General features: G+C 42.7%; 12 protein-coding genes. 11 read left to right on the forward strand and 1 reads right to left on the reverse strand.

The window, feature by feature from the left end; all coding sequences use genetic code 11:
- The first annotated feature begins 296 nt into the window (after nt 1–296).
- From HDC92_RS06930 to HDC92_RS06960, 7 genes are all read left to right on the forward strand, one after another.
- On the forward strand, nt 297–3,044 hold the full coding sequence (locus HDC92_RS06930; protein WP_183873273.1) for a hypothetical protein: 2,748 nt from the start codon (nt 297–299) through the stop codon (nt 3,042–3,044).
- Complete coding sequence (locus tag HDC92_RS06935) at nt 3,044–4,591, forward strand: MGH1-like glycoside hydrolase domain-containing protein (RefSeq protein ID WP_183873275.1); 1,548 nt, start codon at nt 3,044–3,046, stop codon at nt 4,589–4,591. The genes HDC92_RS06930 and HDC92_RS06935 overlap by 1 nt, the downstream gene beginning before the upstream one ends.
- Nucleotides 4,588–6,216 carry a glycoside hydrolase family 28 protein gene (locus HDC92_RS06940; protein ID WP_183873277.1) on the forward strand — a complete coding sequence of 543 codons (1,629 nt, stop codon included), beginning with the start codon at nt 4,588–4,590 and terminating at the stop codon, nt 6,214–6,216. Before HDC92_RS06935 ends, HDC92_RS06940 begins: the two co-directional genes overlap by 4 nt.
- A gap of 17 nt (nt 6,217–6,233) precedes the next feature.
- On the forward strand, nt 6,234–9,056 hold the full coding sequence (locus tag HDC92_RS06945) for a glycosyl hydrolase family 95 catalytic domain-containing protein (protein ID WP_183873279.1): 2,823 nt from the start codon (nt 6,234–6,236) through the stop codon (nt 9,054–9,056).
- Entirely contained in the window at nt 9,053–12,568 is a 3,516-nt protein-coding gene (locus HDC92_RS06950; RefSeq protein ID WP_183873281.1) for a malectin domain-containing carbohydrate-binding protein, read from the forward strand. The genes HDC92_RS06945 and HDC92_RS06950 overlap by 4 nt, the downstream gene beginning before the upstream one ends.
- A 132-nt stretch (nt 12,569–12,700) precedes the next feature.
- Nucleotides 12,701–14,284 (forward strand): sodium:solute symporter, encoded by a 1,584-nt coding sequence (locus HDC92_RS06955; RefSeq protein ID WP_183873284.1) that lies wholly within the window; start codon nt 12,701–12,703, stop codon nt 14,282–14,284.
- A 47-nt stretch (nt 14,285–14,331) separates the two neighbouring features.
- On the forward strand, nt 14,332–15,267 hold the full coding sequence (locus HDC92_RS06960) for a dihydrodipicolinate synthase family protein (protein WP_183873286.1): 936 nt from the start codon (nt 14,332–14,334) through the stop codon (nt 15,265–15,267).
- Nucleotides 15,268–15,272: 5 nt separating this feature from the next.
- On the opposite strand, the gene HDC92_RS06965 is transcribed toward HDC92_RS06960, so the two are convergent.
- Complete coding sequence (locus HDC92_RS06965) at nt 15,273–16,145, reverse strand: AraC family transcriptional regulator (RefSeq protein ID WP_015808623.1); 873 nt, start codon at nt 16,143–16,145, stop codon at nt 15,273–15,275.
- A gap of 243 nt (nt 16,146–16,388) precedes the next feature.
- Between HDC92_RS06965 and HDC92_RS06970 the strand changes: the two genes are divergently transcribed.
- The 4 genes from HDC92_RS06970 to HDC92_RS06985 all read left to right on the forward strand — a co-directional run bounded on the left by HDC92_RS06970 (nt 16,389) and on the right by HDC92_RS06985 (nt 23,979).
- Nucleotides 16,389–18,002 carry a fucose isomerase gene (locus HDC92_RS06970; RefSeq protein WP_183873288.1) on the forward strand — a complete coding sequence of 538 codons (1,614 nt, stop codon included), beginning with the start codon at nt 16,389–16,391 and terminating at the stop codon, nt 18,000–18,002.
- Between the two features lie 41 nt (nt 18,003–18,043).
- Nucleotides 18,044–18,718, forward strand: a complete 675-nt coding sequence (locus tag HDC92_RS06975) for a DUF3826 domain-containing protein (protein WP_183873290.1) — start codon at nt 18,044–18,046, stop codon at nt 18,716–18,718.
- Nucleotides 18,719–18,947: 229 nt separating this feature from the next.
- Nucleotides 18,948–22,091 (forward strand): SusC/RagA family TonB-linked outer membrane protein, encoded by a 3,144-nt coding sequence (locus HDC92_RS06980; protein WP_183873292.1) that lies wholly within the window; start codon nt 18,948–18,950, stop codon nt 22,089–22,091.
- A gap of 10 nt (nt 22,092–22,101) precedes the next feature.
- Nucleotides 22,102–23,979 carry a RagB/SusD family nutrient uptake outer membrane protein gene (locus HDC92_RS06985; RefSeq protein WP_183873294.1) on the forward strand — a complete coding sequence of 626 codons (1,878 nt, stop codon included), beginning with the start codon at nt 22,102–22,104 and terminating at the stop codon, nt 23,977–23,979.
- Nucleotides 23,980–24,004: the final 25 nt, after the last annotated feature.

A 24,004-nucleotide genomic window follows, 5' to 3' on the forward strand; every position in this document is an offset into this window, starting at 1 on the left:
TTTACAGATTAATTGCCCATAAAAAAAGCTGCCTGAATTTTCAGGCAGCTGCTTAAAGAAATCTATTTTGGGGGACTACTTCTTTTTAAGTGTAAGTTCTGTTGTGTATGCCCTGCATTTGACGTCATATAACAGCTTTTTTACAGTAAGAAATAGCTGATGATAATATCCTATAGTATTTTGGGGAAATGCTACAGGAAAGACTATGGGCTGCCTGCTATATTTGAAATTCGCATAGTTTAACCAAATATATCCTGAACTTTTTGAAGCTTCAGGCCTTCTGAAATCTGTAGTAAATGAGAAATTTCCACATTTTTATTTTTATATGTCTTTCGCTTTTTAGCCATGCTGAATCGCATGCTGCCGGAGTTGATAAAAAAAGCAAGCTCACCATTGTCATTCCCATTCAAAACAGTTCAAGGATTAAATTCGGTGCGGGTAAATTAGCAAGTACGTTAAAGTTAATTGGTTATGATGTTAATATTGTACAAAGAGACAAAGCTCCGGCCACAAAAAATGTAATCGTTATCGGTACAAAAAACGATAAGCTGTTAAACAGTTTGGCTGCGGCTATGAACGCTACTGGTACACAGGCCGGAAAAGAGGGGTTCAGCATCACTTATGCTAAAAACAGAAACCTGGTTATTGAGGGTACTGATCCTTCCGGAGCTTTATACGGTTGTATGGAGCTGGCTGATGAAATAAAAAATACAGGTAAACTACCTGAAAAGATTGCCCTTACAGATCAGCCGGAAATGGTATTGCGCGGAACCTGTATCGGACTCCAGAAACCCGACTATCTGCCGGGCAGGGATGTTTACGAATATCCTTATACCCCGGAAACATTCCCCTGGTTTTATGATAAAGCACTTTGGATCCAGTATCTGGATATGATGGTAGAGAACCGATACAATTCACTTTACCTCTGGAACGGTCACCCTTTTGCCTCATTGGTAAGGTTAAAAGATTATCCTTATGCAGTGGAGGTAGACGATGTTACTTTTAAGAAAAATGAAGAAATGTTCCGGTTTCTGACTGAAGAAGCGGATAAACGTGGCATTTGGGTAATCCAGATGTTTTACAATATCATTATCCCTAGACCTTTTGCCGAAAAACACAACCTCAAAACGCAGGACCGTAACAGGCCGATTATTCCTCTTATAGCCGATTATACCCGCAAATCTATTGCCGCCTTTGTAGAGAAATATCCGAATGTAGGTTTACTGGTGGCCTTGGGCGAAGCTATGGAAGGCGTAGGGCAGGACGATGTGGACTGGTTTACGAAAACCATTATTCCGGGGGTAAAAGATGGCTTAAAGGCTGCGGGTATTAAAAATGAACCACCAATTGTATTGAGGGCCCATGATACCGATGCACCCAGGGTAATGACCGCTTCCTTACCTCTGTATAAAAATTTATATACAGAAAATAAGTTTAACGGAGAGGCGCTTACCACTTATGAGCCCCGGGGAAGCTGGGCAGCGCTTCACAGAAAATTAAGTGCCGTTGCTCCGGTACATATTGCAAATGTACATATCCTGGCCAATCTGGAACCTTTCAGGTATGGGTCTGCCAATTTTATCCAGAAATCTGTACAGGCAATGGATAAAATATATGGGGCAAAAGGACTGCACCTTTACCCGCAATCGGGTTATTGGGACTGGCCATACACAGCTGATAAGATCGGCCCCAGGCAGTTGCAGGTTGACAGGGACTGGATCTGGTACAAGGAATGGGGCAGGTATGCCTGGAATTCCAAAAGGGACAGAAATGAGGAAATTGATTACTGGGGAAAGGAGCTTGCTGGTAAATACGGCACTGACCTGGCCAGTGGTAAAGCCATCCTGAACGCATATGAAGAATCAGGAGAAATTTCTCCTAAACTGTTGCGCCGCTATGGGATTACCGATGGCAACAGGCAGACTTTAACACTGGGGATGCTGATGACCCAGCTGATCAATCCTTACCGTTATGGTTTATTTACCTTAATGTATGAATCTGAAGCCCCGGAAGGAGAGATGATCATTGAGTACGCAGAGAAAGAATGGAAAAAACAAGGCCATATTGGAGAAACCCCTGTTCAGATTGCCAAAGAAGTGGTGGTACATGGACAGCAGGCCCTTGCAGCTATAAATGCAGCGGCAGCAACAGTTACCCGTGATACCGCAGAATTTAGAAGGCTCAAAAATGATATGTACTGCTACAATGCCATGGCCAATTTTTATGCAGAAAAGGTTAAATCGGCACTATGGGTGTTACGCTATAAATATTCAAACGATGTATCCGACCTGGAAAAGGCCCTGCCCCTTTTAGAAAAGAGCGTAAGTTATTATGCTGATTTGGTTAAACTAACAGAAAATGATTACCTGTATGCCAATAGTATGCAAACCAAACAGCGTAAAATACCTATGCGTGGCGTTGATAAAACTTTTATCCACTGGAAAGAGATGCTGCCGGTTTTTACGAAAGAACTGGACCATTTTAAAAAAAGCATAGATTCTTTGAAATCGGCAGGCAAGGGTAAAGCAATTGTATTACAGCCTTTTAAAAATGCAGCGGTTAAAATACTGTCGGACCAGGGAACTTATATTATTGGCAGGGATGCGGTGGTATTTACAGATTCAGCAGCTAAAATAAAGGATTTCACGGCACAGCTGAATGGGCTTAAGGCTGTAAAAATGGCTAAAACAGAACAGCTAAAAACGGGTACTACACTGAAGTTCAGTAATACCGTCCCGGTGAAGGTTTTGGTAGGTTTTTTTAATAAAAAAGGCCCCTCATACCTTAAAGCTCCTGAACTCGAAACCGATGCCAGTGCAAACAATTACGGGCAATCGGAGATAAAGATTTCCAATGCCCTGGTTGTGGCGGGTTACCCGCCTGTCAATGTACATGCTTATACTTTTGAAGCCGGAACAAATACTTTAACTTTAGGAAAGGGCGAATGTCTGATCCTTGGCTTTATCAATGAAAAGCAGGAAATGAGGATCTATAATGCGGGCCTTGACGGGCAAGGGAAAGACATTGACTGGTTATTTGAATAATGATGAACATAAAGAATTTTATACTCATGGCATTGTTCCTGTTTTTTACAGGAGTTGCTGCTGCGCAGTTGCCTGCAGGTACGGCCAAACTTAAAAAGTACGTAACCTTTTTTAATTCCATTGATGAAGAAGCAGTGAAAAACTTTGTGCCCAATGCTGCGGCATTCGACTGGCTGGCACAAAATATTCCCTTGCTGGAGTGTCCGGATGAAGTATTGGAACAAAACTATTATTACCGATGGTGGTCTTTCCGTAAGCATCTGGTAAAAACACCTGAAGGCTTTATCTTTACCGAGTTTATTGAGCCTGTTAACCATGCAGGCAAATACAATTCTATCAGCTGTGCACTTGGGCACCATATTTATGAAGGGCGATGGTTAAAGAACACGGAATATTTAAAAGAATATATAGATTTCTGGCTGTACCATGCCGATGTTGGTCAAAGCAAACCGCGCTTTCACCAGTTTAGTAGCTGGCTGGATGACGCAGTGTACCAGAACTACCTGATAACACCGGATGCAGCGCATTTGAAACGCATATTGCCTGCCCTGGATGCTGATTATGCTAAATGGGAAAAAGAAAGACAAGTAAAAAGCGGCCTGTTCTGGCAGTTTGATGTCAGGGACGGAATGGAAGAGTCGGTAAGCGGGTCACGGAAAGATGAGAACCGCAGGCCTACCATCAGCAGTTATATGTATGGAAATGCAAAGGCCCTGGCCAATATTGCCGCAATTACAGGAGATAAGGCATTAACGGAAAAATATAATGTTAAAGCTGTGCAGCTTAAAAAACTGGTACAGGATAGCCTGTGGGACAGTAAAGGCAGTTTTTTTAAAACGAGGCACCCTAACGGAAAACTTGCTGTTGCGCGTGAGGCCATTGGCTTTGTGCCATGGGATTTCAATTTACCTGCCGATCAGCCAGTATATGCCAGGGCATGGGACCAGTTGCTGGATACTGCCGGGTTTAAAGCTCCCTGGGGCCTGACCACTGCCGAAAGGAGAGAACCTACATTCAGGACAAGGGGATCCGGCCATAGCTGCGAATGGGACGGTGCCTTATGGCCTTTTGCCAGTTCGCAAACTTTAAAAGGACTGGCAAATTTGCTTACCAATTATAAAAATCACGGTAAAATGACGGCAACTGTTTTTTATGATGAACTACATCAATATGCGCTTTCTCATCAGAAAAATGGTAAACCTTATCTGGGCGAATACCAGGATGAAAAGAATGGGGAATGGCTGAAAGGGGATAACCCAAGGAGCAGTTTCTATAACCATTCTACTTTTTGCGATCTGGTGATCAACGACCTGATTGGCATTAAACCAAGGGCTGATCAGGCCGTAGGCTTCCAGCCATTGATCCCTGAAGGGAAGTGGGACTGGTTTTTACTGGATAACCTCAGTTATCACGGCAAAACATTGCAGCTGCGCTGGGACAAGACCGGTAAAAAATACAATAAGGGCAAAGGATTATACATCTATGCCAATGGAAAAGAAATTTATCGTGCTGCAAACTTAAAACCTGCAGTAATTAAAATGAAATGATCATCAAGAAAATAGCCGAAATGAAGTTTTATAGCCCTTGTCCTGTATTTAAGATAATTGTTGTCCTTTTTACCTGCCTGCTAAGCTTTGGTTTAAGTTCCAATGCACAATCCTATTACAATGTATTGAAATATGGAGCAAGGAACGACAGCAGCAAACTCGCAACCCAGGCCATTAAAAAAGCGATTGATGCGGCTTCAAAAGCGGGTGGCGGAACGGTTTATTTTCCTGCAGGAAAATACCTTACAGGGGCTATTCACCTGAAAAGTAACATTACCATTTTTATTGACGCAGGGGCGGAACTACATTTCAGTGATAATTTTGATGATTATTTGCCGATGGTAAAAAGCAGGTATGAAGGGGTGGATGTGACTAGCTTTTCGCCTTTATTTTATGCTTATAAAGCTGAAAATATTGCCATTACCGGGCGTGGTATTATAGATGGCCATGGTAAAAAATGGTGGGATTTTGTAGAAGGGTATAAAGCAGACCAGCCACGTTCTAAATGGCAATATATGTTCGACGACCTGAACAGGGAGATCTTATTGCCGGATGATCCGAAGCAGATGAAAAGGGGCTTCCTGCGTCCGCCATTTATTCAGACCATGTACTGTAAAAATGTATTTATTGAAGGGATAACCATTCGCAATTCCCCATTCTGGACGGTTAATCCGGAGTTTTGTGAAAATGTAACCATACATGCGGTAACTATCAATAACCCGGGTTCTTTTGCACCAAATACAGATGGGATTAATCCTGAATCCTGTAACAATGTACACATCTCCAATTGCCATATCAGTGTGGGTGATGACTGTATTACCATTAAATCGGGCAAGGATGCACCGGGCCGGAAAATGGCAGCGCCGGCACAGAATTATACCATTACCAATTGCACCATGTTATCGGGCCATGGCGGTGTAGTGATAGGCAGTGAAATGTCTGGTGATGTACGAAAGATCAGCATTTCCAATTGTGTATTCGATGGAACAGACCGCGGGATCCGTATTAAATCTGCACGCGGCAGGGGTGGCATAGTCGAAGAGATCAGGGTAGACAACATCATCATGAAGAATATAAAACAACAGGCAATTGTGCTCGATCTGCAGTATGCTAAAACAACATTAGAACCGGTTTCCGAACGTACGCCAAGGTTCAGGAACATTCATTTCAGCAACATTACCGGCCAGGTAAATGAAGCTGCCTATTTAAACGGACTGGAAGAAATGCCCATAGAAAATATCAGTTTTAATGACATCAATATGGAGGCAAAAACAGGTTTCGACATCAGGAATGCCAGCCGTATCGCATTCCATAACGTAGAGGTAAATACAGAAATAGGACCGGCTGTTAAAGCTGAAAATGTTTCTGCACTGACTATAAACGGTTTAAAAAGTTATACACCACATGCAAATGCAGCTGTAATTACGCTTAAAGATATAAATGATGCCTTTATTTACAACGCTTTCCCGGCTGCAGGAACAGATATGTACCTGAAAATCAGTGGAGAAAAAACTAAAAATATCACGCTGGGAAACAATAACTTTAAGCATGTAAAAACTCCTGTGGTAACGGAAGGGAAAGTTACAGACGCAGTACGGGTTATTTCGGGGGATACCATTAAATAATTTTAATCTGTATCATTATGATCCATCTGTTAAAAAACCAGATATCCGCAGTATTGCTGGCGGGTTTTGGTATAACCAGTTTTACAGCCCTTGCCCAGCAACCTGCTTACCAGCTCTGGTACACTAAACCTACGGAAAAATGGACGGATGCCCTTCCAATCGGGAATGGTCGTTTGGGTGCCATGATTTTTGCAGGGGTAGAAAAAGATCACATTCAGTTTAACGAAGAGACTTTATGGACGGGCGGTCCAAGAGATTATAACCATAAAGGGGCTGCAGCTTACCTGCCGCAGATCAGGCAATTGCTTTTTGAAGGTAAACAGCAGGAGGCCGAAAAGCTGGCTGCTGAGAAATTTATGGGCAGCATGAGTGGGGCGGGCGACCGGACCAAATGGGTTGGCGACATGAAGGCTTTAAAGGGATTGCAAGGCAATCCGGCGCTTGAAAACTACGACGATCAATCCTGGAAAAGCATTAAGGTACCCAGTTATGAAGGCTGGGAAGCTGTGGGACTCTCGGGCCTGGATGGGGCAGTATGGTTCCGCACGACGTTCGAGGCTCCGGCCAACTGGCAGGGCAAAGACCTGGTGCTCGACCTGAACCGTATCCGTGATCAGGACCTGACTTATGTAAATGGTACCCTGATCGGCAATACCGATGGTACCGAACCCAGAAAGTATACCATACCGGCCAAACTGCTTAAACCTGGAAAAAATACCATTGCTATACAGGTACTCAATTATTTTGATAAAGGTGGACTGGCAGGTTATAAAGATACAAGCAAAGCCATTGCGGTCTATCCGAAGGATGCACCGGGAAATGGAGTGTCGCTGGTTAAAGAATGGAAATATAAGGTGCAGAATGATGAACCGCCGCTGGTTCCTCAGTTTCAGGCCAGTTACCAGCCATTTGGCGACCTGTACCTGAGCTTTAAAACCGAAAATGAAGCGGTTACAAATTATAAAAGGAAACTGGACCTGAACACAGCAGTTGCCAGTACCACCTACACCTTAAAGGGCATAAACTATCTGCGGGAATATCTTGCTTCGCAACCCGATCAGGCAATTGTGATACGTTTAACGGCCGATAAAAAAGGAAGCATCAGTTTTGATGCCCTTTTGGGAAGTCCGCATAAGTACTCAGGAGTTAAGAAAATAAATGCCAATACCATTGCACTTTCTTTAAAGGTGAGGGATGGCGTGTTAAAGGGCGAAAGCCGCCTGCAAGCCATCATTACTAAAGGAAAGTTACTGGTTACGGCCAATAAGATCAGTATTGTTGCTGCGGATGCCGTAACACTTTACCTTACGGCCGGCACCAGCTTTGTAAATGACAAAGATGTTTCGGGCAACCCAGCCAGTGCAGCTGTTAAAGCACTGACCGGCTTAAATGGAAAGAGCTATGCCCAGGTTAAAGCGGCACACATCAAAGAATACCAGAAATACTATCCTGCTTTTTCAGTCAGTTTTGGGCCCGACAGTAAAGCAAGCTTGCCAACAGACGAACGGATAGAACAGTTTTCGGACGGGCATGACCCCGCTTTTGCCGCCTTATTTATGCAATATGGCAGGTACCTGTTAATTTCCAGTTCCCGGCCGGGAACGCAACCCGCAAACCTGCAGGGCATCTGGAATGAGCTGCTTACCCCACCATGGGGCAGTAAATATACCACCAACATTAACCTCGAAATGAATTACTGGCCAACGGGGGTATTGAACCTGTCTGCAATGGCCGAACCCCTGATCCGGAAAATAAATGCGCTGGCAAAAAACGGGGAAGTAACAGCTAAAGTGCATTACAATGCTAAGGGTTGGGTATTGCACCACAATACAGACCTCTGGAATGGTACAGCCCCTATTAATGCCTCAAATCATGGGATATGGGTGTCTGGCGCAGGATGGCTCAGTCAGCACCTATGGGAACATTACCTTTTCACACAGGACCTAAATTTCCTTAAAAATGAAGCCTATCCGGTAATGAAACAGGCAGCCGTTTTCTTTAACGACTTTTTAATTAAAGATCCCAAAACAGGCTGGCTGATCAGTACACCATCTAATTCTCCTGAAAATGGGGGACTCGTAGCCGGGCCCACTATGGACCATCAGATCATCCGTACCCTCTTTAGGAACTGCATTGCTGCAACAGCGCTTTTGGGCGTTGATGCTGATTTTAAAAAAACACTGGAGCAAAAAATAACGTTGATAGCACCAAATCAGATTGGTAAATATGGTCAGCTACAGGAATGGCTGGAAGATAAAGATGATACCACCAATAAACACCGCCATGTTTCGCATTTATGGGGCGTACATCCGGGCAATGACATTACCTGGGATACACCCGACATGATGAAGGCAGCCAGGCAGTCGTTAATTTACCGTGGCGATGAAGGTACAGGCTGGAGCCTGGCCTGGAAAATCAATTTCTGGGCACGGTTTAAGGACGGTAACCATGCCATGAAAATGGTTAAAATGCTGATCAGCCCCGCGGCAAAGGGTGGCGGAGCCTACATCAACCTGTTTGATGCACACCCACCTTTCCAGATTGACGGCAATTTTGGGGGAGCCGCAGGCATTGCAGAAATGCTGCTGCAAAGCCATACCCAGTTTGTGGAACTGTTGCCGGCCTTACCAGCGGATTTGCCGGAAGGTGAGGTAAAAGGAATTTGTGCACGCGGGGGCTTTGTATTGAACTTTAAATGGAAAGATGGTGCATTAAGCGCAGTCGAGGTCTATTCAAAAACAGGTGGTGTTTGTTTACTGCGCTACGGAAATAAGATTACCAGTATTGCCACTCAGCGAGGGGCAAGCTATAAATTTAACGGAGATTTAGAGAAATTATGAGTAGAAGAAGTGCTGTGGCCTTTCTGATTTGTATGCTGACAAGCTTTACAGTTTTTTCACAAACAGGCCAGCGCAAAAGCATCGCATTGAATCAGGGATGGCAAAGCATTGCAGATGATACGAATATCAACGCATACAAAGGATTTGAAGCTGTAGGTTTTAACGATAAAAGCTGGAAAACGGTAGATGTTCCGCACAACTGGGACCAGTATGAGGGTTATCGCCGCATGCTGCATGGCAACAGGCATGGCTATGCATGGTACCGCAAAACTTTTGTCAATAAAGCACAGAAAGCGGGTAAACGGTTTTTCTTATATTTTGAGGGCGTAAGTTCTTATGCCACCGTATGGCTGAACGGGAAAAAAGTAGGTTACCATGCGGGTGGGCGTACCACCTTTACACTGGATGTAACGGAAGCGATTAAACTGAATGGCCAGCCCAATGTGCTGGCGGTGCGTGCAGACCATCCGGCCAATATCCGTGATTTACCCTGGGTAGATGGCGGCTGTTCAACGGAACGTGGTTTTTCCGAGGGTTCGCAGCCGATGGGTATTTTCAGACCGGTACAGCTGCTGATCACCAGCGATGTCAGGATTGAACCTTTTGGTGTACATATCTGGAACAACGATCAGGTTTCTGAAAAATCGGCATTGCTGAACTTTGAAACTACTTTAAAAAATTACAGCCTGCAAAGTAGGGACATTACTATTGTACATACACTTTTAGATCAGGCCGGCCACAAGGTTAAAGAATTTAGCCGTTCGGCCAAACTCTCCGGAAAAACAACCTTCAGTTTTACACAAAAGGACAATGAAATCAGCAATCCTAAGCTTTGGTCTTTGGAAAATCCATATTTATATACGCTCAGGACGGCTGTTATTGAAAATGGAAAAGTAATAGACCAGGTAGACAACCCTTATGGCATCCGTTGGATCAGCTGGCCTGTAGGTGAAAATCCGGCAGATGCGAGACGGTTCTTATTAAATGGTAAACCTGTTTTTATCAATGGAGTAGCCGAATATGAGCACCTGATCGGACAAAGTCATGCTTTCAGTAACGAGCAGATCCGTTCGCGCGTGATGCAGATCAAAGCAGCAGGTTTCAATGCTTTTCGTGATGCACACCAACCGCATAACCTGCTTTATCAGGAATACTGGGATAAGCTTGGCATTTTGTCCTGGACCCAAATGGCCGCACACATCTGGTACGATACACCGGAATTCAGAAAAAACTTTAAAAATTTGCTTACAGACTGGGTTAAAGAACGCAGGAACAGCCCATCAGTTGTGTTATGGGGACTGGAAAATGAAAGCACCCTGCCCGAAGATTTTGCCAGGGAATGTACAGAGCTGATCCGACGGCTGGATCCAACGGCTTCTTCACAAAGAAAAGTAACCACCTGTAACGGTGGTAAAGGAACAGACTGGGACGTGCCGCAAAACTGGACCGGTACCTATGGTGGTGATCCATTAACCTATGCAGAAGATGTGCAGCGGCAGGTCCTGATAGGAGAGTATGGAGCATGGCGCACACTTGATTTACATACAGAAGGGCCTTTTATGCAAAAGGGCCCATATAGTGAAAACAATATGACCCAGCTGATGGAAACCAAGGTACGTTTGGCCGAATCTGTAAAAGATAAAACAGCCGGACATTACTTCTGGCTATTCAGTTCGCACGATAATCCGGGCAGGGTACAGGGAGGAGAAGGTTTAAGGGAACTGGACAGGGTAGGGCCTGTAAATTATAAAGGCCTGTTTACCCCCTGGGAAGAACCTCTGGATGTATTTTATATGTTCAGGGCCAATTATGCCCCAAAGGAAACGGAACCTATGGTGTATATCGTATCGCATACCTGGCCCGAAAGGTGGTTGAAACCCGGCAAAAAGGATAGCATTACCATTTACTCCAATTGCGATGAGGTGGAGTTGTTTAATGATGTAAATGCCATTTCACTGGGTAAAAGAAAACGTGCTGGTACAGGTACCCATTTTCAGTGGGATGCGGTCGATATACAATACAATGTACTTTATGCCATTGGCTATGTAAATGGTAAGGCAGTGGCCAAAGATTATATTGTGTTAAATAATTTGCCTAAATCACCTCATTTTGAGGAGTTCAATAAGGGGGCTGAAAATATTACTAAACCCGCGGCAGGATACCAGTACCTGTACCGTATCAATTGCGGCGGACCCGAGTATAAAGACCAGAACGGACAATTATGGTCGCCCGACCGTGCTTTGACCAAAGGTGGTTTTGGTTCGGTATCCTGGACAGCTGGTTTTCCTGGTATGCCGGCTTTTTTTGCCAGTCAGCGCCGTACCTTCGATCCCGTCAAAGGAACTGCAGACTGGCCGCTGTTCCAGTCTTTCCGTTACGGCAGGGACCAGCTTTCTTACCATTTTCCTGTACCTGACGGTGAATACCTGGTAGAACTTTATTTTATTGAGCCCTGGCTGGGTACAGGCGGTGGAATGGACGCAAAGGGGATGCGTTTGTTTGATGTGGCGATCAATGGAAATACCTTATTGAAGGATGTGGACATCTGGGCGGTGGCCGGACACGATACTGCATTAAAAAAGACAGTTAAAGCCAGGGTTAAAGGTGGAACGTTGTTGCTCTCTTTCCCCCGGGTAAAATCCGGACAAGCCCTTATTTCTGCAATAGCTGTTGCATCGGTAAATAAAAATATTATTCCCGCTAAACAGAGCAATGCTATTATTGAACCTTTAAAAGCTATACAGATATCCACCTGGATGGATCTGGGCGATCAGCAATATAGCGATGGGCAAGCAGCTTTTACCAGTCTTCCATCTGCCCTGTACGGAGCAGAATGGATCCGGACAGCAGGGCAATCGGCCATTGCCGAAGCATTTAAGGTTTCCGGTGATGCAGATGTATATGTAGCAGCAGATGCTGTAGCCCAGCTCGACTGGCTGCAGGGGTATGAAGATACCAAAAGCACAATCACAAACAATGCAGGTACCACATTTAAAGTGTACCGCAAACATGCTGTAAAAGGAGAGCATATTGTACCTGGGCCAAAAGCAGCGAATACAAGTATGTATACCCTGGCAGTTTTACCGAAAACCAATATGCAGCCGGCCTACGACCTGAAAGCGGTAACCAGCTACAAAGCTGCAGATGCAGCTTTAAAAGGAGAAGGTCTGGTTAAGGAAATATTGATGGAAAAGGAACGTGTTACCTTTAAAAAGCCCTCGGGCGACGTTTTGGAATTTACCATCAGTGTTGGCGTTGCCGATACCTATTCGATTACCGTTAAATACCATAACCCTTTTGAACACATACTGAAAGGAAAAATAGAAGTTTTGACCATGGATGGAACCGTGCTGAAACCGACAGAAGCCATTGCATTCAGCCCTGCAAAAAAAGGAAAATGGAATTACTTTAGTACCAATACCGGTACCATGATCAATGCAGGTAGCTATAAGGTCCGCCTGATTGCAGAAGATGCAGCAGGGCTTAGCATTGATGCGGTTGATGTACAATAATCTGATTATTTATAAAATAACCAGATGAAATAAGATAAGATATTATAACATATAGCGAAAATATTATATTAATATAGATACCGGCAAGTAGATATTTGCTTTAACCAATTTATAAATCAGCCAATCGCCAAAATGAAGGGTCTCCCTATTTTCGATCTTGTTATAATTGTCATTTACCTTATCGGAATGATATTGGTAGGGATTTATTTTTCCCGCAACAACAAAAACTCTGACCAGTTTACCAAGGCCTCGGGCCTGATACCTGGATGGGCCATCGGCTTGTCCATTTATGCTACCTTTTTGAGCAGCAATACTTTTTTAGGCGTGCCGGGCAAAGCTTTTGGCAGCAACTGGAATGCCTTTGTCTTTAGCCTTTCCATGCCGCTGGCCGCCTGGGTGGCTTCAAAATACTTTGTACCTTTTTACCGAAGTACAGGCGAAATCTCTGCTTACACACATTTGGAACATCGTTTTGGCGCATGGGCACGCACTTATGCCGTAGTTTGCTTTTTACTTACCCAGCTGGCCCGTATGGGTTCTATCTTTTTTGGGATTGCCTTAAGCTTACAGGCACTTACCGGATATTCCATGCAAATGATCATGGTGGTAATGGGGGTTTGTATTATTATTTATACGGTGCTTGGTGGTATTGAAGCTGTGATCTGGACAGAAGTGGTTCAGGCTGTAGTCAAAACTTTTGGAGCCTTGCTTATCTTATATCTCATCATTACCAATATGCCTGGCGGGGTGTCTAAAGTAATTGAGATAGGTAAATCAGCCGATAAGTTTAGTCTGGGTAGTTTTTCTCCCGATTTTATCAGTTCCTCTTTCTGGGTGGTTTTATTGTATGGTTTCTTTATCAACCTGAACAACTTTGGTATGGACCAAAATTATGTGCAGCGTTATCATACAGCTTCTTCTTCAAAAGCAGCTTCCAGATCTATCTGGTTATGTGTATGGTTATATGTACCTGCCTCCCTGATGTTCTTTGTTATAGGCTCTGCTTTGTATGCGTATTATGAAGTAAATCCTGATCTGATTGCAAGCATAAAACACCAGGTAGCGGTAGAGCGTTTGCCTTTAAATGCTTCTGTTACAGAAATAACAGATCTGGAAAAAACTTTACAGCCTGCCGATTATGGTGATAAGATCATGCCTCATTTTATGGTCACAAAAATACCCGCCGGATTGGTTGGTCTTATCGTTTCAGCCATTCTTTCTGCTGCCATGAGCACCATAAGCTCGGGGATGAACTCATCAGCTACAGTGTTTACCGTCGATATTTATAAAAGATATTTTAAACCCGATATCACTGAAAAACAAAACCTGTCGCTCCTGCATATCGCTACCGTTGGATTTGGGCTTTTAGGGATGGGCGCAGGTATTGCTATGATTGGTGTAAAGAGCATCCTTGATGTGTGGTGGGAGCTGTCGGGTATTTTCGCTGCGGGTATGCTCGGCTTGTTTTTACTGGGCATAGCCAGCAGGCAAACCAAAAACCATGAAGCATTTATTGCTACCATGATCGGCATTGTGGTCATCATCTGGATGACATTCTCTGCACTTTTGCCAGCGCAATATGAGTTTTTGCGCAACCCGCTCCATAAAAATATGATCATTGTAATTGGTACCCTCAGTATTTTCCTGGTAGGCGTACTGTTAACAAAACTGAAAAATAGAAATTTAAAATCTGCTGATGGAAACATGCCGGTTTAGCACCGGAGCTGTCTGAAATAAATATAAAAATTACTACATAATATAAAATGGAAAACTCACAAAAAGGGTTCATCCCGGTCATGCTTACGCCTTTTTTTGGCAATGGGGATATAGATTACGATGCACTTACCCAGCTTACAGAAGTATACTTAAAGGCCGGAGCCTCAGGCTTATTCGCCAATTGTTTGTCAAGCGAAATGTTTGAACTGAGCGATGAAGAAAGAATAAAAGTGATCCGTCATGTCATTAAGGTGGCCGATGGGGCCGTACCTGTAGTGGCTACAGGTACATTTGGCGGAGAGATCAATAAACAGGCCGATTTTGTAAAACGGGTGAATGATCTGGGTACAGAGGCGGTAATTATTATTGCAGGTCTGCTGGCTGCCGAATATGAAACAGATGCTGTATTTGATGAAAGGGTTTTTGACCTGATCGGCCAGACAAAAGATATTCCGCTTGGTTTTTACGAATGTCCGGTACCTTATAAAAGAACATTAAATGCGGGTCAGCTGCAACAATTTGTGGAAACTGGCAGGGTAATTTATCATAAGGATACCTGTCTGGATCTTGGCCAGATCAAAGAAAAACTGGCAGTTACACAGGGTTTTCCAAAATTTGGACTGTATGATGCTTATATGGTACATGCTGTAGATTCTTTAAAAGCAGGTTCAGCAGGTCTATCCTGCATCCAGGGTAATTATTTCCCTGAACTCATTGTGTGGTTGTGCAAACACTACAACGATGCCCGGCTCGAAGATGAAGTACAGCGTGTGCAAAAATTCATGATCGACAATATGGATGTTATGCACAACGTATATCCGGTTGTATCCAAATATTTCCTTCAAAAAAGAGGCCTGAACATTTCAACCTTTACCCGCAGGGATGTAGGAACCTTTAACACTTCGGTAGTTAAGGAAATAGAAGCACTGTTTGCCGATTACAGCAGTTTGAAAAATGAGCTGGACATTCCTGTCCTGATTTAAAACGGTTATTCGTTCAGATACTTGCGTTTATAATCCAGTGGGGTCATGCCTGTTACCTTTTTAAAATGTCTGTAAAAATTAGACACATTGTTGAAGCCACAATCAAAGCAGATCATTTCTGTAGGCAGTTTATTTTCAATTAAAAAGCGACAGGCATGGCTTACACGGATCTCTATCAGAAAATCGTAATAGGTTTTTTTGGTCATCAGTTTAAAATACCTGCAAAAAGAAGTAATGCTCAGGTTACTTAATGAAGCAATTTCTTCCAGGGTAATGTCCTTTTTATAATTGGTCATGGTATAAGTGCAGATCTTATTGATCCGCTGCGTTTCCGACTCGTTGCTCTGATAAAAAGTATTTTTACCGGTTACTATACCAGCATATTCATCGGTTTCTGCCAGTGTTTTTAAAATAGAGAGCAGAATGATGATCCGGTCCAGGTTGGTGGCCTCGATAGCCGATTTCATTAGGCCGGCCAGTTTATCCCTGGTCTTACCATTAATTACCATCCCACTTTTTGCTTTCTCGAACAGTTTGGGTATCAGGTAAGCCTCGGGTAGGTTCAACAGGTATTTACCCAAACAATCAGGTAAAAACTGGATCACCATCGCTTCTACATGCAAATCGGGATTATTTTGAAAGTACTCATCCTTGCAGCGCCAGGTATGCGGCAGGTTCTCGCCCAGTAATATCATTTCACCCTGTGTAAAATTGCTGATGTTATCACCAATAAACCGGACACCTTCACCTTTTATAATATAGTGAAGTTCCAGTTCCGGATGGTAATGCCAGATGTTTCCGAAGTCTGGTTTAACATCATGACGAATACTGAACGAACTTTGAGGCGTACTCGGGATTTTGTGAAAATGAGGCTTCATTTTATTTTTATATTTGAATATTATATTTATATTTAATTATTCAAAACTGAGTTTTTGCAAATAATAAGGGTTATTGATCAAATGTATGTCTTTTTATGACAATATCCTACATTAATTTGCTAATAACCATCAGTAATTGAATGACGCTATTGTGGAGTTTTGTATAAGGCCATGATGGCAATAACCAAATTATAAACCGACAAATTATTTTTTAGTAAATATTTTGTTCAGTAATAAATTAAAATGCAAGGGGTAAATAGAGAAATTATTCTGGTTTCAAGTGGTGATCTGAGACTGTCGGCAAATCAAAATTGCTGGGAAGCACAGTCGCAAATGGAGCGCGACCTGACTACAGCTATTGGTAAGTTAGGCTGGACAGTAAGACGCGCCCATGCTTATGATGCCAATAAAAAACACGGCTTCATTGATTCCCAAAGAATGGGAATGGATGTATTCCGGAACATCAACCCCGAACAACCTTTAATTGTTGCCGAAAGTGTTTGGCAATATTCACATCACGTATTTGCCGGGTTAACTACGCACAGGGGGCCTATATTAACGGTAGCCAACTGGAGCGGACAATGGCCGGGCCTGGTAGGTATGCTAAATTTAAATGGCTGCTTAACAAAGGCCGGTGTAAACTATAGCACGCTGTGGTCTGAGCAGTTTACCGATGATTTTTTTATTGCCGGTTTAAACGAATGGCTGGCTACAGGTAAAGTAAGCCATAACTTAAGCCATGTAAAGAGCCTGGCACTCCATAAAATTCCATTCAGTGAAGAAGAGCAGGGCAGAAGTTTTGCCAGAAAGCTGAAAGAAAGAAAAGTGATCATGGGTGTATTTGATGAGGGCTGCATGGGCATGTACAATGCCATTGTGCCTGATGAATTGTTGCATCCAACAGGTTTTTTTAAAGAAAGGTTAAGCCAGTCGGCACTCTATGCAGCCATGAACCGTGTTAAGGATAGTGAAGCAGAGGCTGTTTTAAACTGGTTGCTGGATAAAGGTATGCAGTTTAACTGGGGCGAGAACCCTGAGGCCGAGCTTACCCGGGCGCAAAGTATGGAGCAATGCAAAATGTACATTGCGGCTGTACGCATTGCTGATGAGTTTGGCTGTGATACTATTGGCATCCAATACCAGCAGGGATTAAAAGACCTTACCGTGGCAAGCGACCTGGTAGAAGGTTTATTGAATAATGAAGACAGGCCTCCTGTATATTCAGAAGGCGGTAAGGAACTATATACAGGTAAAGCATTGCCGCATTTTAATGAGGTAGATGAATGTGCCGGAATTGATGCTTTGCTCACTTACAATTTATGGAAGGAGCTGGGCATGGAAGGAGAGAATACTTTACATGACATCAGATGGGGAGAGCATTATAAAGGTGCAGGTATAGATGATTTTGTATGGTTGTTCCTGATTTCGGGTGCTGCACCTGCAGCGCATTTTGAAGGGGGCTATGCTGGTGCAAGTAGCGACAGGCAGCCGCCAATGTATTTCCGTTTGGGTGGGGGCACCCTTAAGGGCATCAGTAAACCAGGTGCAATTGTATGGAGCAGGGTGTACGTGATGAACAATGAGCTGCATTGCGATTTAGGGGTAGGCGAGGTAGTTGCCTTGCCGGAAGAAGAAACTTACAGACGCTGGAACAATACCACGCCTGAATGGCCCATTATGAATGCCGTATTAAAAGGTGTAAGCAGGGACCAGTTAATGGGACGGCACAAAGCAAACCACATCCATGTTGTCTATACGCCTGATGAGGCTGCAGCGCATAAAGCATGTCGTATTAAAGCGGCAGCGATGGATGAATTGGGTTTGAAGGTACATTTTTGCGGAGAGGTAAACCTGTAGAAAGGTAATTTTTAAGAGAATACTAACCAAATTGATAAATTATGAAACGTGTATATCTATTGCTGTTTATCATGCTCCTGGGCACTGGCATATTTGCACAGAACAATGCCATTCCTGCAAATGAAAAGGAAGCATATTTAAAGGTTATTACGCAACGTGCAGATAAAATTGCATCAGTACTGAATATCAGTGATGAAGCAAAACTGCAGAAAGTGAGCCATATCATCAGAGATCAGTACAGTAACCTGAATGATATTTATACTGAACGGGATACGCGTATTAAAGAAATCAAAAAAACTACCGAAGGCGATAAAACCGCAACTGAAGCTGCTGTTAAAGCCGAAAACGATAAAACAGATGCTGAACTGGCCAAGCTACATAAAAAATATCTGGCTAAACTTTCTGCTCAGTTAACTGAAGACCAGGTAGATCAGGTGAAAAACGGGATGACCTATGGTGTATTGCCCCTAACTTATAAAGCCTATCAGGAACAGATACTTACCCTTACGGAAGAGCAGAAGAAACAAATCTTTACCTGGTTAACCGAAGCAAGGGAGCATGCCATGGATGCAGAGTCGTCTGATAAGAAGCATGCCTGGTTTGGCAAATATAAAGGAAGGATCAACAATTACCTTTCGGCAGCAGGTTATGATTTGAAAAAAGAAGGTCAGGAATGGGAAAAAAGAAGAAAATCAACAGCAAAGACAGATAAATAAGAAATACCGCTCTCTATTTGGTTAGAAAAATTCCCGTTACTGATTAAAGTAACTGTTGGTAACGGGTTTTTCTGTTCTTGATAGAAGAAATTAACAATTAAACCTATACAATTTGATTAGACATTTACTTTAAAACCGAACCATTTAACTCGCTTATTATTAAGCTGTAGCTAGAATATCAACTGATTCATTAAAAGCCAAACCAGGTATAAATAAAAATTAACCAAGTATGAATATTAGACTTTTACGAACATTAAAAGGGGTGGTACTGTTATCCCTTCTTATTTGTGCCTCTTCATATGCGCAAGTACGGAAAATTACAGGGAAAGTAACGGACGGCACTGACGGAGGGGGAATGCCGGGAGTTAATGTCAGCATTAAGGGCAAACCCAGCAATGTAAGTACAAATGCCGATGGTATTTATACCATTCAAGCTGATCCGGCAACAGATGCATTGGTGTTCTCTTATATCGGTTTCAAAAGACAAACCATTGTATTGGCAGGGAAAACAACCTTAAATGTTGCTTTAGCCTCCGATAATTCAGATTTGGATGAGGTTATCGTTGTAGGTTATGGTACGAAGAAGAAATCTGAAATTCTGGGATCAGTCGCAGTGATTAGTGGTGAAGAAATTCAGGATATTCCTGCGCCTAACATTGCAGGAGCTTTAAGAAACCGGATAGCAGGTGTTGGTGTTAGTCAGGTATCAGGTCGTCCGGGCGCTCCCATCACATTAAACATTAGAAATTCAACAGCATCGGAGACAGCAATTACAGTCGGCGTTACCAGTGAACCCCTTTATATTATCGATGGGATTACAGTAAGCAAAGAAGCCTTCGATAACATTGATCCATCTATGGTCGATAATATTTCTTTTTTAAAGGATGCATCAGCCGCAATTTACGGGGCAGCGGGTGCAAAAGGTGTGGTATTAGTTACAACTAAACGAGGAAAAATTGGAAAGCCAACGCTAAGTTATAGCGGTTATGTCGGGGTTTCCGATGCCGCCAGAACTCCGGATATGTTATCGGCCTATGATCAGGCTTTATTGTTAAATGATGGTTACAGGCAGTCAAGTGCTGCGCTTTCCAACTTCTTTTTACCGGCAGATCTGGAAATTCTCCGGGGTCAGAATTATAAAAGCTGGTATGATGAAATCTGGCAGGCTTCCACTACACAGCGCCATAACATCAGTATATCAGGTGGTAGTGATAAAGTCACATTCTTTGGCGGTGGTAGTTACCAGAACGAGGATGCGAATTTTAAAGGGATGAACTTCGATAAATACAGCTTCAGAAGTGGCGTAGTAGCTACTATTGTTAATGGTTTAAAAGCAGACGTAAATTTCAACGTGGATTGGAACATCAGAAATGCACAACATAATCTTACAGATCAGGACGATGTATTTTTAGAACGGATTATTACCGTACCAAGGTGGGTTCCAAACAGTATTGATGGTAAATTTGTAAACTTTAACAATACGGTCAATCCAAATGCTTTACTTAATTCTGGTTATTACAACAGACGTAAATCAAAAGGATATAGAATAAATGCAAATTTATCTTATCAACCCGTATTCCTGAAAGGTTTCAACGCAAAATTCCAAATTTCTCAGGGAAGTAATTCAACAAATAGCAGAACTTATATTCCGCCGTATCAAACCTATAACTTTGCAAAAATTGGCAACAACGGTCAGTTGTATACGGATCAACTCGCAGCAGTTTCTCCGGTTGTAGAGCAGGTAGCTGCTGGTAACCAAAGAATTAACCCTGGACTGGCTGAAAATAACAGCTATCAGGGATTTATAACATTACAATATGGAAGAACCTTTGGCAGACATACCTTTGATGTGCTGGCGGGTGCTGAACAATCAGAATCAAATGGCGAGAGTTTATCTGTATACAGATCAAACCAGTTGATACCAGGTGGCGAAGACCTATGGGCTTTTGATGTGAACACACTTACTTTACAAAGCGCTGATCGTAGCGAAACTGCCAAAAGATCAGTATTTGGCCGTGCATCATACGATTTTGATAAAAAATACCTGGTTGATTTTGTAATTCGTTCTGATGCTTCTTCAAATTTTGCACCAGGTAAACGTTGGGGGTTATCTCCCAGTATCGGTTTGGGCTGGATTATAAGTCAGGAGAATTTCTTCAAAAATACGCAGTTCCTGAGTTTCATCAATTATTTGAAGTTTAAAGTGAATTATGGCATAACTGGTGATGATCGTGTGACTTCAAGATTATGGCAAGCCCGTTACACCATCGACACGAACAATGGTTACATCTATGGCAATGCAAATGCCAATGGATTAAATCCGTCGTTTTTTCCGAATCCAGATCTTACCTGGGAAAAGAAAAGAACACTTAATGTAGGTATAGAGACAAGCATGTTCAACAACAAACTGGATGTCACCATTGAGACCTTTCAAAATCGCAATTATGATGGAATTGATAGAGGTGGAAATAACTTGTATCCGCTATACGGAGGATTCACCGCTCCAGTTGTTAACTACAGGGAAACCTATAACTGGGGATCGGAGTTTACCATTGGCTATAAAGCAAGGTTGACCACTGATCTGAGCATGAACGCAGGTGTAAACTTCACCTATGGTAATTCTGTAAATACACAACTGATTTATGCACCAGGCGATTTAATAAATAACGTAGGTCCGGATTGGGTTACTTCATTCGGTACTGATCCGCGTAAATATAACTCCAGCAACATTGGTTTAAGAACTGTAGGTATGTTCAGAACGCAGGCCGAGGTTGATGCTTTTATGACGAAAAATCCAAATTATAGGGTATATACCAGAATTCCGGAACCAGGCTTTCTATATTACGAAGATACAAATGGTGACGGTGTGATCACCGATAACGATATGGTTCCTCTTTATGATAAAACAAACTCATGGTTTGGAGGAGGTTTTAATTTGAACTTTTCTTACAAGGCATTGTCTCTGCAAACCAATATCGTTGCCAGATTTGGCGGTAAGGTTTTTTATGACAGCAAGGCCAGAGCCCAACCATCTGTTACTAAAAATGTATTGTCGATTTGGAAAGACCGTTGGACGCAGGATAATCCTATGGAAGGAAAATATCCTCGTTTTGATGATCCAACCATTTCTAAAAACTCGGATTTTTGGGCAGTAGATGCTACAATGATCCGCATCAATAACATGACACTGAGCTATAAGGCACCAACTAAGTTTGTGAATAAGCTTGGCTTAACCGGAGCCAGATTGCTGCTTACAGGTAACAATTTGTGGACTTTGGTAAATCCATTGGCATATAAAGATCCGTATTCGTCAACTGCCTACGATTATCCAGTCTTAAGAACAATTTCATTAGGCTTAAATGTTAACCTATAATTTTTGAATCATGATTAAGCAATTTAAAACCAATATAAAAAGATCTTTAATTATCCTTTCTTTGGTAGCTTGTTTGCCAGCTTGTAAAAAGGGCTTTTTCGATCTTCCTGATCGTGGCGGTGTTGATAATGCCATCTGGAGTACAGATGGAGCCGTTCAACTTCACCTCAACAGAACATACGATGTTGTCATTCCTACCTTCCCTTTTCAGGTAACCATTAACGAACGAAATGGTGTGCATTTGGCCAGCGATGAAAACTATTTCGCAGAGACAGATCAATATACACGTGCAGCATTAGGTTTGCAGGGCTTTCTAACCAATAACGATGTGAGATGGGCAGGTAACAGGTATAATAACAATTCAACTGCAGGTGAAAATAAATACTTTGATGTTCAGCGATGTAACGAAGCTATAAAATTTCTTCCGGAAGGTACTTTACCTGAAGCAAAAAAGAATGAGTATTTAGGGCAATATTATGCATTAAGGGCGATGACCTTTTTTGAACTCGTTAAGGTGTATGGTGGTATTCCATTGCCACTTGAACCTCAGGCCCCGTTGAGCGTTTATACAGGGGGCAGGAAAAGTGCTAAAGAATGTTTTGATCAGATTATTTCCGATTTGGATAAATCAATTACCATGCTCGAAGGCTTTGCTCCGATTGATGACACTGGCCGTGGAAAAATTACCAAGCTGATTGCCGTTAACCTTAAGGCCAAAGTGTTGTTTTATTGGGCTAGTCCGCAATTTAATCCCACTGACGATCCAAAACATCCTTACCAGTCGGCCAGATGGACAGATGCGTTAAATGCGAACAAAATAGCCTATGATATGAGCATCGCAGCTGGAAGAAGGTTACAGGCCAACTATGCCGATATTTTCAGGGTAGAAGGTACACTGAATACAGAAGCTATTTTAGTGAGAACACATTCTGCTACAGTTGAAAGAAGAGGTCATGATACTGAATATAAATCCAGACCTACTTCTGAAAGCGGCGGCCCTACAACAGGTTTTATGCCGTCCTTAAAAATGCTTCAGGCTTATCCGATGAAAGATGGACTTCCGATGGGAACTTCTACAGCTTATCCATACGACGCGGTTATGTTCTGGCAAAACAGAGATCCGAGATTCGAAGCTACAATAGCCTATAACGGTGGACCCTGGGCTTTGAGCGGTAACGCTGCAAGAAGACAATGGACCTATAACCAGGCTGTAGGTGAAAGCAATGGCAATGGGGTATATTGTAAGCGTTTTACTTCTCCAACTTTAGCTGCAGCAAGCGTAAGATATACGAACAATATTGGTGGAAACGGGTTTGACTGGATCGAACTCAGACTCGCCGAAGTGATGTTGAATTATGCGGATTGCTTAAACGAAACCGGAAATTTGGGTGGGGCAAAGGATATGGTTCGACAAATCAGGGTAAGGGCCGGAATAGTTGCGGGTACTGCAGATTATGGGTTGGCACCAGTAGGCGGCCCCGACGCAATGAGAACACTCATCCTTAATGAGCGGATGGTTGAGTTTGCTTTCGAAAATAAACGCAATTCCGATTTGAGAAGATCACGTACCATGCATTTGTTAACCGGAAACATGCAGAAGATCGAAATTACCCTTGTAAAACCTCCTGTTGGAAGCGTACTAAATGATAAAGGTGTTTTGGAAGCGGTAACTAATGGGGTAATGTTTAGGGAAACACTAAATACCAACGATAAAGCTGTGTTTACGAAATACTTCAATGTAACAGTTACCACAAACGGCAGTTATTCATCTTATAACGTTCCGGTGTTTCATTATTTTTATACATTCCATGATGATTTCGTAAATAACGGTTTAAACATAGCGCCAACAATTGGATGGTCTGGAGGTACATTTGATCCACTTGATTAAACTGAATTTATAGAGAATCGCATTT

It is taken from the genome of Pedobacter sp. AK017 (genome assembly GCF_014200825.1).
GTDB classification, from domain to species: Bacteria; Bacteroidota; Bacteroidia; order Sphingobacteriales; family Sphingobacteriaceae; genus Pedobacter; species Pedobacter heparinus.

Excerpts from the sequence above, each read along its gene's own strand:
- HDC92_RS06955 (WP_183873284.1), top strand. The coding sequence starts at position 12,701 with ATGAAGGGTCTCCCTATTTTCGATCTTGTTATAATTGTCATTTACCTT.
- HDC92_RS06950 (WP_183873281.1), top strand. The coding sequence starts at position 9,053 with ATGAGTAGAAGAAGTGCTGTGGCCTTTCTGATTTGTATGCTGACAAGC.
- HDC92_RS06985 (WP_183873294.1), top strand. The coding sequence starts at position 22,102 with ATGATTAAGCAATTTAAAACCAATATAAAAAGATCTTTAATTATCCTT.
- HDC92_RS06975 (WP_183873290.1), top strand. The coding sequence starts at position 18,044 with ATGAAACGTGTATATCTATTGCTGTTTATCATGCTCCTGGGCACTGGC.
- HDC92_RS06960 (WP_183873286.1), top strand. The coding sequence starts at position 14,332 with ATGGAAAACTCACAAAAAGGGTTCATCCCGGTCATGCTTACGCCTTTT.
- HDC92_RS06980 (WP_183873292.1), top strand. The coding sequence starts at position 18,948 with ATGAATATTAGACTTTTACGAACATTAAAAGGGGTGGTACTGTTATCC.
- HDC92_RS06945 (WP_183873279.1), top strand. The coding sequence starts at position 6,234 with ATGATCCATCTGTTAAAAAACCAGATATCCGCAGTATTGCTGGCGGGT.
- HDC92_RS06970 (WP_183873288.1), top strand. The coding sequence starts at position 16,389 with ATGCAAGGGGTAAATAGAGAAATTATTCTGGTTTCAAGTGGTGATCTG.
- HDC92_RS06965 (WP_015808623.1), bottom strand. The coding sequence starts at position 16,145 with ATGAAGCCTCATTTTCACAAAATCCCGAGTACGCCTCAAAGTTCGTTC.
- HDC92_RS06935 (WP_183873275.1), top strand. The coding sequence starts at position 3,044 with ATGATGAACATAAAGAATTTTATACTCATGGCATTGTTCCTGTTTTTT.
- HDC92_RS06940 (WP_183873277.1), top strand. The coding sequence starts at position 4,588 with ATGATCATCAAGAAAATAGCCGAAATGAAGTTTTATAGCCCTTGTCCT.
- HDC92_RS06930 (WP_183873273.1), top strand. The coding sequence starts at position 297 with ATGAGAAATTTCCACATTTTTATTTTTATATGTCTTTCGCTTTTTAGC.